This is a genomic window from Geobacter pickeringii (assembly GCF_000817955.1).
GTDB classification, from domain to species: Bacteria; Desulfobacterota; Desulfuromonadia; order Geobacterales; family Geobacteraceae; genus Geobacter; species Geobacter pickeringii.
Window position 1 is genome coordinate 196,380 of sequence record NZ_CP009788.1, and the last position, 10,367, is coordinate 206,746.

The 10,367-nt window shown below is 59.6% G+C and carries 8 protein-coding genes; 3 read left to right on the forward strand and 5 right to left on the reverse strand.

All coding sequences use genetic code 11. The features are described 5' to 3' along the window. Nucleotides 1–2: 2 nt before the first annotated feature. Nucleotides 3–1,913 carry a type II secretion system secretin GspD gene (gspD, locus tag GPICK_RS00885; RefSeq protein ID WP_144400118.1) on the reverse strand — a complete coding sequence of 637 codons (1,911 nt, stop codon included), beginning with the start codon at nucleotides 1,911–1,913 and terminating at the stop codon, nucleotides 3–5. A gap of 81 nt (nucleotides 1,914–1,994) precedes the next feature. Next, nucleotides 1,995–2,852 carry a type II secretion system protein GspC gene (gene gspC, locus GPICK_RS00890; protein WP_039739695.1) on the reverse strand — a complete coding sequence of 286 codons (858 nt, stop codon included), beginning with the start codon at nucleotides 2,850–2,852 and terminating at the stop codon, nucleotides 1,995–1,997. A 191-nt stretch (nucleotides 2,853–3,043) separates the two neighbouring features. Here gspC and GPICK_RS00895 point away from each other — a divergent pair, with 191 nt between their 5' ends. Together GPICK_RS00895 and GPICK_RS00900 are read left to right on the forward strand one after the other, a co-directional pair. After that, the gene (locus tag GPICK_RS00895; RefSeq protein ID WP_039739696.1) at nucleotides 3,044–4,435 is read left to right on the forward strand and encodes a DegQ family serine endoprotease; all 1,392 of its coding nucleotides are present in this window, start codon (nucleotides 3,044–3,046) and stop codon (nucleotides 4,433–4,435) included. A gap of 83 nt (nucleotides 4,436–4,518) precedes the next feature. Further along, a complete protein-coding gene (locus GPICK_RS00900; protein WP_039739699.1) occupies nucleotides 4,519–6,006 on the forward strand; it encodes a leucyl aminopeptidase in 1,488 nt (495 codons plus the stop codon). 187 nt (nucleotides 6,007–6,193) lie between these two features. Here the strand turns inward: GPICK_RS00900 and GPICK_RS00905 are convergent, their stop codons facing one another. The 3 genes from GPICK_RS00905 to GPICK_RS00915 all read right to left on the reverse strand — a co-directional run bounded on the left by GPICK_RS00905 (nucleotide 6,194) and on the right by GPICK_RS00915 (nucleotide 8,435). Further along, nucleotides 6,194–7,540 carry an IS5 family transposase gene (locus tag GPICK_RS00905; protein WP_039739701.1) on the reverse strand — a complete coding sequence of 449 codons (1,347 nt, stop codon included), beginning with the start codon at nucleotides 7,538–7,540 and terminating at the stop codon, nucleotides 6,194–6,196. Between the two features lie 157 nt (nucleotides 7,541–7,697). Next, nucleotides 7,698–8,057 carry a helix-turn-helix domain-containing transcriptional regulator gene (locus tag GPICK_RS00910; protein WP_052263221.1) on the reverse strand — a complete coding sequence of 120 codons (360 nt, stop codon included), beginning with the start codon at nucleotides 8,055–8,057 and terminating at the stop codon, nucleotides 7,698–7,700. A 42-nt stretch (nucleotides 8,058–8,099) separates the two neighbouring features. Then, nucleotides 8,100–8,435, reverse strand: coding sequence for a type II toxin-antitoxin system RelE/ParE family toxin (locus GPICK_RS00915; RefSeq protein ID WP_039739704.1), 336 nt, complete (start codon nucleotides 8,433–8,435; stop codon nucleotides 8,100–8,102). A 545-nt stretch (nucleotides 8,436–8,980) separates the two neighbouring features. Between GPICK_RS00915 and GPICK_RS00920 the strand changes: the two genes are divergently transcribed. Continuing rightward, nucleotides 8,981–10,354, forward strand: a complete 1,374-nt coding sequence (locus GPICK_RS00920; RefSeq protein ID WP_039739707.1) for a Fic family protein — start codon at nucleotides 8,981–8,983, stop codon at nucleotides 10,352–10,354. Nucleotides 10,355–10,367 lie beyond the last annotated feature (13 nt).

Below are 10,367 nucleotides of genomic sequence, written 5' to 3' on the forward strand. Positions count from 1 at the left end.
GCTCATTTTTTCTGGAGGTGGAGCTCCCGATCGAGATCGAAAGGGGCGTCGAGTTTCAGCGCCTCACCGAATTTCCCCTTCTGGAGATCGGTGACTTCGGCCATCTCCGCACCCCCCCGGATGATGCGGGGGGTGAGGACGATCATCAGGTTGGTCTTCTCCCTCCGGGACGACTTGGTCTTGAAGAGCCAGCCGAGGAGCGGGATGTCGCCCAGAAGCGGAACCTTGTTGACGCTCTCGGTGTCCCGGTCCTGGATCAGGCCGCCGATAACCACCGTATCCTTGTCCTTCACCACCACCGACGTCTTGGCGGAGCGCTTGGTGGTGACGAGATCGTTGGCCTGCCCCTTGTTCTCCTTGACCGCCGAGATCTCCTGGTAGATGTCGAGCTTCACGTATTCCCCCTCGCTGATCTGGGGGGTGAGGCGCAGCGTGATGCCGGTGTCCTTGCGCTCGATCGACTGCTGGGAAAGCCCCGTCGAGCTGAGATTGGTCTGGGTCAGGAACGGCACGTTCTCGCCGACGAAGATCTCTGCCTCCTTGTTGTCGGAGGTGAGGATGTTGGGGGTGGAGAGGACGTTCACCGCGCCGTTGGTGAAGAGCGCCTTGAGGTTGCCGGCGACCTGCATGTTGGTGTTGCCGGCGAGCCCTTTCAGGACGCTGAAGATGAGAGCCTGGGCCGGGTCGGCCGCGCCGACGAAGTTGAAGGGGTCGAAGGCGCCGGCGGCGGCGGTGTTGCCGGTAACCCCGCCACCCGTGATCCCGAGCTGCACCCCCACTTCCTTCAGCTTGTCGAGGGAGACCTCGGCGATGACCGCCTGGACGAAGACCTGACGCCGCCGCTTGTCGATCTGCCGGATGACCTGGAGGAGGTTCTGGTAGTCGGCGGGGGACGCCATGACGACGAGGGAGTTGGTCGCCTTGTCGGGGGTGACGGAGATCTTTCCCCCCTCGAAGGCGGACTGCATCGGGACCGCCGCGGCCGCCGGCTGGCCGGGGATGGCCGGCGACCCCTTGATGAGGGCGTCGAGGACCTTGGCCACTTCGGTGGCGTCGGCGTTCTCCAGGTAGTAGACGTTGATCTTGCTGTTGCCGGTGGGGGGGGAGACATCCACCATCTCGATCAGCTTCTTGATGTCTTCCTTGTCCCGCTCGGAGCCGAAGATGATGAGGGCGTTGAGGCGGGAGTCGGGGAGGATGAGGGCGCCGGAGACGGAGGGGGTTGCGGCCTGCCCCGGCTGCCCCGGAGCCGCGGCGCGCGGGGTCCGGTCCTTGCCGCCGAGCCATTCGCGGATGACGTTGGCGACGCTGTCGGCGGCGGCGTTCTTCAGGAAGACGATCTCGGCCCCTTCCCGTTTCTGGGGGGTGTCGATGAGGGCGAGGATGCCGGTCAGCTTCTGGATGTTGAGGGCCGAATCGACCACCAGCAGCATGTTGCTGGCACCGAAGGCGGCGATGTAGCCGTCCTTGGAGACGAGGGGCTGGAGGAAGGCCACCGCCTCCTGGGAGGAGATCCGCTCGAGGGGGATCACCCGCGCCACGTAGGCGTCGCTCACCGGGAGCCGCTCCTTTTCGGTGATGAGCCGCATCCCCGCCTGCTTGGCCGCGGCAGTCGGAACGATCTTGTAGACCTTGCCGGCGGGCACGATGGTGAACCCCTTGAGCTCCAGAACCGACGTGAAGACGTTGAACGCCTCCTCCGTCGAGAGCTTGGTGGGGGAGTAGACGGAGATCTTCCCCTTCACCCGCTCGTCCATGACGAAATTCTTGCCGGTGAGGTCGCTGACGAACTTGACCATGGTGGAAATGTCGACGTCGTTGAAGTTGAGGATGACCCCCTTCGCCAGCGCCGGCACGGGGGCGAGGAGCGAGAGGATGAGTGCCGCCGAGGCGAGCCTTGAACCGATGCGCATGATCACGAATGCCTCCGGGTAACACGGGGCGGGGGGAAGCGGCAGAGAGCCTGATTTCTCACCCGTCGCCCGTAGTCTGCGTTAACGTATGTCGTAGGTGAAGGTTGTCGGCTGGCCGTCCCGGATCAGGTCGAGCTTGATCCGGTTCTGCCCCTTGAGGGAGGCCAGGGACTGGATCGCCCGCTCCGGCGAGTCCACCGCCAGGTCGTTGATCCGCTGGAGCACGTCGCCGTTGCGGATGCCGATGGTGGCGAAGATTCCCGCCGGCTTCACCTCGGAAACCCTGAACCCTTCCACCTTGCCGTCCTTGACGCTCGGGAGCATCCGCGCGTCGGTCATGGCCTGGCCGAGGTTGTCCAGGGCCGCGTTCAGCACCTTCTGGTCGACGACGTAGCTGCCGGCCCCGGTCTGCACGGCGCCGCCGGCCGCGGGCTGGCCCGGCTGGGAGGGTTGCTCGCCGGCGGGGGAGGTCGGTGTCATCAGCTTGATCCGCCGGCCGCCGGTGAGAATTTCCGCGCTTTCCTTCTGCACCGATACCAGGGGGCCGAGGCCGAAGACCTGGTCGCCGAGGCGGAAGACCCGCTCTTCGGGCGGGGTTGCCCGCCGGATGAGGGCAAAGGTCTCCCGGAACGACCCCTGGGCGGTGCCGACGAGGGTGAGATCGTTCTGGGCCGGCGTCGGGGCTCCTTTGGCGGGAGCCGCCGCGCTGATAGGGGTCAGCTTCCCCTGGGTTCCCTTGCCGAAGAGGCCCCGCTCCAGGATGGGGGCGAAGGCGGAGAGCTCTTCGGATGCGGCGGGCATGGCCGGCGCCGCGGAGGGGGCCCCGGTTTTCGGGAAAGCGTGCGAAAGGCGGTAGGATACCACCCCGGCGGCGATACGGGCGAGCGCCAGGCAGTTGAGGACGATGAGCAGTGCGGTGAGGAGGTGAATCTTTTTCATGGCGTCTTTGTGTGAATGTCCGATGTGATGCCCCTGTAACCATACACGAAAACTGCCGACAGGCAAGAGAAAATAGGGGCGAAAGCCGGTCGTGGCGGGGGTTCCGGCAGAGTCGCCGACGGGTGGGACGGTTGACAAGGCCCCGACTGCTCATTACAGTTATCAGGCAATTTCATCTCCCGGAGGTCCGTATGAAAATCATCTCGTCGCGGTTTCTGAAGGAGCTTGCCATTGCCCTCTGCCTGTCGCTCCTCGTCGTTGGCCAGTCGCCGGCCACGGTGGTCGCTCCCGACTTCGTCACCCTGGCGGAAACGCTGAAGCCGACCGTGGTCAACATCAGCACCGCCAAGAGCCCTCAACCCCAGCGGCGGCTCCGCCGCTCCCCCGGCCAGCCGACCGATCCCTTCCAGGATTTCTTCGAACGGTTCTTCGAGGATGCCCCCCGCCGTCCCCAGCGGGAGCGGAGCCTCGGCTCCGGGGTCATCATCAGCGCCGAGGGGTATATCCTCACCAACAACCATGTCGTTGCCGGCGCCGACGAGATCACGGTCCGTCTCTCCGATGGCCGCGAATTCAAGGGACAGGTGAAGGGGGCCGACGAGAAGCTCGACCTCGCCCTGGTGAAGATCGAGGCGAAGGACCATCTGCCGGTGGCCCAACTCGGCAACAGCGACGAGATCAAGGTCGGCGAGTGGGTCATGGCCATCGGCAACCCCTTCGGCCTCTCCCAGACGGTGACCGCCGGCATCGTCAGCGCCACCGGCCGTGTCATCGGCAGCGGCCCCTACGACGACTTCATCCAGACCGACGCCTCCATCAACCCCGGCAATTCCGGCGGACCCCTCTTCAGCACCGCCGGGAAGGTGATCGGGATCAACACCGCCATCGTGGCGGGGGGGCAGGGAATCGGCTTCGCCATCCCGGTCAACATGGCCAAGGAGGTGATCCCGCAGTTGGAGGAAAAGGGGAAGGTGGTGCGGGGATGGCTCGGGGTCTCCATCCAGCCGATCACCCCCGACCTTGCCCGCTCCTTCGGTCTCGACAGTGAGAAGGGTGCCCTCATTGCCGACGTGGTGAGCGGGGGGCCGGCGGCGAAGGGTGGGCTTGCCAGCGGCGATGTGGTCCTGGAGTTCGACGGGAAGAAGATCCGCGAGATGAACGAGCTCCCCCGGATCGTCGCGGCTACTCCCGTGGGGAAGAGGGTGAAGGTCGGAATCCTGCGGAACGGCAAGCCGCAAGAGGTTGAGGTGACGGTGGGGCGCCTCGCTGATGGTGAGGAGGCCGGTGCGAAGGTGGCCGGGGAGAAGCTCGGCATGACGGTCCGGGAGCTGACCCGCGACCGTGCCGAGAAGCTCGGGCTCACGGAGAGCCGGGGGGTCGTCGTCACCGTGGTGGAGCCGGGGAGCGTCGCCGACGGGGCCGGCATCCAGGCGGGGGACATCATCCGCGAGATCGGCGGCCGTCCGGTGGCCACCGTTGCCGACTATGAGAAGGCGGTCGGCCCCCTCAAGAAAGGGGACGTGATCCGCTTCCTCCTCCGCCGGGGCGACGGCAACTACTTCCTCGCCCTCACGGTGGAGTGAGAAGAACCGCATCGAGGGGTGCCGTCACGGGACGGCACCCTTTTTTTATCTGACTGCTGCTCAACACTGAAGGAGGAGAGACGATGAACATTTCCATTGCCGCCGAGGAGTACGCGGCCCACCCCTGTCCGGCGCTCGTTGTCGGGTGCGTCGAGGACGATTTCCCGGCGGATGAGCTGCTGGCCCCCCTCGACCGGCTGCTGGGGGGCGGGATTGCCGCCCTCCGGGCGAGCGGGGAGTTTTCCGGCCGGCTCAACCGGGTGAAGCTGCTCCATACCTTCGGGCGCCTTCCGGCGGAGCGGCTCATCCTCGTGGGGGTCGGCAAACGGGGGGAGCTCACGGCCGAACGGCTCCGCCAGGCGGCGGGGAGCGCGGTCAGGGCGGCCGCTGTCGCCGGCATCACCCGCCTCTCATCAGTGCTGCACCGCGCGGCGGCCATTGACGGCTCCCTGGCGGCGTGCGTCGAGGGGTTCATCCTCGGCGGCTACTCCTTCAGCCACTACAAGACGCTTCCCGCCGACGAGCGCCCCGTGGAGGGGGTCACGCTCCTCCTTCCCGCCGGAGCCGCCATGGGGGAGAGCGAACGGGAGGCGGGGGAGGCGGCGACGCTCTGCGAGGCGGTCTGTTTCGCCCGGGATCTGGTCTCCCACCCCGGCAACGTGGCAACCCCCTCCTATCTGGCCGAAAAGGCGCTGGAGCTCTCGGGCCGTCACGGAATCAGCTGCTGCGTCCTCGACCGCGATGAGATGGAACGGCTCTCGATGGAGGGAATCCTCTCCGTGGCCAAGGGGTCCCACCAGCCCCCTCGCTTCATTATCCTCGAATACCTGGCGGGCCCCCCGGGGAAACGCCCCACGGTCCTCGTCGGCAAGGGGGTCACCTTCGATTCGGGGGGGATCTCCCTCAAGCCCCGGGAGGGGATGGAGCGGATGAAGGACGACATGGCCGGGGCCGCGGCGGTGATGGGGACCCTCATGGCCGCCGCGGGGCTCAGGCTTCCGGTGAACCTCGTGGGGCTCATCCCGACGGCCGAAAACCTCCCCGGCGGCGGTGCCTACAAGCCGGGGGACATCGTCCGGACCATGGCGGGGAAGACGGTGGAGATCGTCAACACCGACGCCGAGGGGAGGATGCTTCTTTGCGACGCCCTCCATTACGCCCAGCGCTACAAGCCCGCGGCCCTCATCGACCTGGCGACCCTCACCGGCGCCTGCCTCGTGGCCCTTGGCACCATCGCCACCGGCGCCATGGGGAACGACCCCGCCCTGCTCAGGGGGTTGAAAACGGCCGGAGAGACGACGGGCGAACGGATCTGGGAGCTTCCGCTCTGGGACGAGTATGGCGAGCTGATGAAGAGTGACGTGGCCGACATGAAAAACGCTGGAGGGCCCCACGCCGGTACCGTTTCGGCGGCGTGGTTCCTCAAACAGTTCGCGGGGAAGGCGAAGTGGGTCCACCTCGACATCGCCGGCACGGCGTGGGAGGAAAAGGGGCGCCCCTACCTCCCCAAAGGGGCCACGGGGGTCGGCATCAGGCTTCTGGTGGAGTTCCTGCGGAGGAGTGGCGGGTAAGTCCTTTCCTGTGGTGAGGAGCGGAAAAGGGGGGTCACGCAACCGCGTAACCCCCGTGTTTTTTCGATGGTGCCAGGGACGGAATCGAACCGCCGACACGAGGATTTTCAGTCCAAGATTAATCGAAGTAACGTACTGTAATTATTGTAATATATTTAGTCGACCCTGAAAAACGCCTGATTTTGCTTCAGGCGGGTTGATGATTTCGGTTGAAACATTGGAGCACGTCATCCCACTCGGTGCAGAGGGCTCTGAATCGTTCTTTGAAAAGCCCAAAAAGGATCGCTCGGAGGAGCTTCCTGAGGTTGAAACCGCATCCGGCCAGGAGGGCGTTGATTTTGTCGCCTTCTTCGCCTTTGAGATAGTTACGGTTCATCCGGTGATCCGACTTCGTGTGCCCAATGATCGGCTCTATGGCACTGCGCCGTTTGAACCAGTCCCATTCTCTGGGCTTCATGCTCTTTTTCTTCCGATTGGCCAGGTGAACTGCTGTTTTCTCGATGAACTTTGGTTCTCCCTTGTAGCCTTTGTCGCAGTAAGCATTGCCTGGCCGCCACCCAGTGATCTGTTCTGCCTGGGCAAGCGCGTCTTTGAGCGTATGCCCGTCATACGGATTCCCGTGAAGAGCCTGTATGCCGACGATCCAGTTGTCTTTCGAGGTGCTGACCAGTGACACCTTGCAGCCGAACTCGTACTTCTTGTGGGCTTTCCCCTTGGCGATGCATTCTACTTCCGGGGCTTGCATGCTGTAGAGTTTGTTCTTGTCATCCCGCTTCTGGGTGAAGATCCGCTTGGCCCGCTCCAGCATGGTGGCCAGCAGTGAATCCGGTTCCTGACATTTGCGCTCGATGTCGCGGATGACCCGGCCAAGGTAGAGCCAAAGCCTTTTCTGTTCACGCCTGGCCCGCTTCGCCTGGCGGACATGGCTGTAACGCCCCTGCATGATGAATGCTGTCTTGCCCAGGCGCTCGTAGCTTTGGCGGAGTTCGATGCCGGCTTTCTTTGCCTGGCGGACCAGGATACGACGGGCCTTGTGGTAAAGCCGGGCATCTGTCGGAAAGGCAATCGCCTTCTCCTGGACGGTGGTATCGACATTGACCCGTTCCAGATGCTCTTCGGTCACGTATTCTTTCGCCTTGGCGGTTTCGATGGTTACTTTGAGGAGTTTCTCCACCCCTTTGTGACCAATGCGCTGGCGCCACTTGACCAGGCTGGTCGGGTTGAGCGGAAACTCGTGCTGGAAGTACTCAAAGCCGCAAAAGTACTGCCAGTAGCCGTTTTCAACGAACTGGGCAACCACCGTCTCGTCACTGACGTTGAACGCATGCTTGAGATAGTGGAGAGCAACCATCAACCGGATTGGCAGGCCGGGGCGACCGACGTTCTCGACGTACAGGGAGCCGAACTCTTTTTCAAAAACCGACCAGTCGATGGAATCCGCCAGTTTGAACAGGGGATGCTGGCGGTTCAGAAACTGGTCCAACCGGGAGCGGAATAGATCACCTTGATCCTGGGAACCTGATTTTGGCTGCATGAAATCACTGTGTTTTGAAGGTCTTGATTCAATTGTTGGCGATTTTATCACACAATAACGGCAAATTATATTCGTAACTTCAATTGGTTATACTTTTTCAGGGACGACTAATAAGGCGGGCTGAGATAGTTTCAGCGATGTCTGCTTTGGTCATGGCTTATGCCTCTCGGAGCGAGCGACCAAATGCATGTGCATCGTTAAGCGGTGTCGTAACGGCTTTGATGTTCACTTTGAGAAAATTGGTTATCGCGGCGAATATAGCAGAAAGGCTCTCCATTGTTGGATTGCCGGCCTTTGACAACATCCGATGAAGGCTTTTGCTCGGCTTGTGGATATCTTCCGCCAGACGTTCAAAGCCAACGGTCGCATTTACGAGATCGCGGAGAACAAGTTTCGCCGTCTCTGCGTCACCGCTGAGAAAAAGGGTCACCGCTTCATTTAAGAGCACCTGTGCAAACTCAGGATCGTTTTTCACCCGAAACACAACCGTTTCCTTGAAATCACGAGTAAGTGCCATGTCTACTATCCTCTCTTCCTGAATCCTCGAATCCTGCCGCGTTTAGCTCTTCTTCAAGGTTTTCTTGCGACGTTTATAGTCGATCCACAGGGCCAGCGCTCGCTCTATGTCTTTTGACTGCCCTTTTTTCGTCCCACCACCAAGCAAGACGATAATTTTTAAGCCGTCTTGAGCGAGATAAATTCGATAACCTGGCCCCCAGTCGATTTTGTATTCTCCAATGCCTTCGAACCATTTTATGCTTGAAGTATTGCCTTGCTCTATCCGTAACGTGGCAATCCTCACCTTGGCAGCTGCTACCGGATCGAGAGAATTAAACCAGGTTCCGTAAGGGCTTGTTCCGTCTTTAAGTAAAAGTTCAACAACCTGATAGCTCATAGAATACAAGTAACATTTATGTTGCTATCTATCAAGAAGGAAAATCTATTTATCGGGGGACTTTGAGGGTAAAAGCATCTGAAGGGTTACGTAAAATCAATGGGTTAGGTTGTAGTCACAATGTAGTATTGAAATTAAAGAAAAGGGGTCAGGCTGAACGCCTAACCCCTTGATTTTTATGGTGCCCAGGGACGGAATCTAACCCATTTTTCTCAAAAGCACAAACACCTGAAATTAAAGGCAAAACCTGACACAGTGTTTGATGGAACCCATTTTTGGAGTGTACCCCGGTGTACTAAAAGTGTACTTTGGTGTACTCGCGTGTACTTGGTACCCAATGTAGATTCCCTGCCAAATTTTGTACAGTAAATTTTTACGTTCAATTCCGAAATATGCAGCCGGTTCGATTCCAGTAATTCAACGCGCATCTCAATTTTCTCCCACTTCAGATCGCTTAACAATAGTTTTTTGTCACAAATATTGATTTTCGTGACAAATAGGGTATTGTTGTGTCACGAAGTTTTTTGTGACGGAAAGGACGTCCTGTGCCAAAGCAAATCGATGAGCAAGATCTTGATGCCATTGAACAGCAGATAGCGGTCTACAGCAAAGGTATTGGCATAACTGAACTGGAGATAGCTCTTGCGGCGGTCGGGGTCGTCATGAACCGGCGTTCGCTGCTGCGACGGATCGGTGTTCTCATTGAGAACAATCGTATTCGTGCTACTGGCGCCTTCAAAGGACGTGTTTACTGGCCGCTTACTTCGCCGGTCTCTGATGATCGGGATGTTGAAGAATCGGTCATTCCACTTTCAGTGGCTGGGCGTGAAATTCGTGGTTACGTCAGTCAACCAATCCAGCGACGTGAACCGGTAGGGTACCAGCGCGATTTTCTATTGTCCTACCCGAACAGCGGTCCGTATCTGGATGAAACTACACGCAAGCATCTGCACCAAATTGGCCGTGCCCATCAAGAAAATATCCCCGCCGGTACCATGGCGCGCCAGGTCATGGGCAGGTTACTGATTGACCTCTCCTGGGCATCCAGCTATCTGGAAGGCAATACGTATTCGCTGTTGGAAACAGAACGCCTGATCTCCTTCGGCCAGGCAGCGGAAGGAAAGGATGCACTGGAAACCCAGATGATCCTGAACCACAAACAGGCTATCGAGTTTCTTGTTGAGTCTGCCGATGAAATTGGCTTTAACAGGTATTCCATACTGAACCTCCACGCAATTTTGTCGGACAACCTCCTGCCAAACCCGGAGGCCTGCGGACGTCTCCGTCAGATTGCGGTCGGCATTGGCGGATCAGTTTACTCGCCATTGTCCACTCCTCAGCTCCTGGATGAATATTTCCAGATTGCTCTCGATACGGCAGCGACTATCACCGACCCTTTCGAGCAATCCTTCTTTGCCTTAGTGCATCTCTCCTATTTGCAACCTTTCGAAGACGTCAACAAACGGGTGGCCCGACTGGCTGCCAATATACCGTTGGTCAAACATAATCTCTGCCCGCTTTCTTTTATAGATGTGCCTAAAAAGTCCTATGTGGAAGGAATACTCGGAGTCTATGAACAGAACCGCATTGAGCTCTTGCTCGACATTTTTGTCTGGGGATATGAGCGTTCCGTTAAACGTTACCTGAGTACACGAGAAGAGCTGGGAGAGCCCAATCCTTTCCGGATGAAATACCGTGCACTACTGACCGAGATCATACGAGAGGTAGTTCTCCGAAGTGCGGGACCGACCGAGGACATTGTAGCCGCTTGGTCAGCAGAGCGTCTGCCGGAGGCCGATAGATCGCAATTTATACATCTGGTGGATGCTGAATTGCACGGCCTGCACGAAGGGAATATTGCCAGGTTTCGTCTGCGGCCCAAGGAGTTTGCCGTTTGGCAAGGGAAGAGAAAAGCTTGATATTGGATTGCAG

Excerpts from the sequence above, each read along its gene's own strand:
- gspC (WP_039739695.1), bottom strand. The coding sequence starts at position 2,852 with ATGAAAAAGATTCACCTCCTCACCGCACTGCTCATCGTCCTCAACTGC.
- GPICK_RS00915 (WP_039739704.1), bottom strand. The coding sequence starts at position 8,435 with ATGAGCTATCAGGTTGTTGAACTTTTACTTAAAGACGGAACAAGCCCT.
- gspD (WP_144400118.1), bottom strand. The coding sequence starts at position 1,913 with ATGCGCATCGGTTCAAGGCTCGCCTCGGCGGCACTCATCCTCTCGCTC.
- GPICK_RS00905 (WP_039739701.1), bottom strand. The coding sequence starts at position 7,540 with ATGCAGCCAAAATCAGGTTCCCAGGATCAAGGTGATCTATTCCGCTCC.
- GPICK_RS00900 (WP_039739699.1), top strand. The coding sequence starts at position 4,519 with ATGAACATTTCCATTGCCGCCGAGGAGTACGCGGCCCACCCCTGTCCG.
- GPICK_RS00910 (WP_052263221.1), bottom strand. The coding sequence starts at position 8,057 with ATGGCACTTACTCGTGATTTCAAGGAAACGGTTGTGTTTCGGGTGAAA.
- GPICK_RS00895 (WP_039739696.1), top strand. The coding sequence starts at position 3,044 with ATGAAAATCATCTCGTCGCGGTTTCTGAAGGAGCTTGCCATTGCCCTC.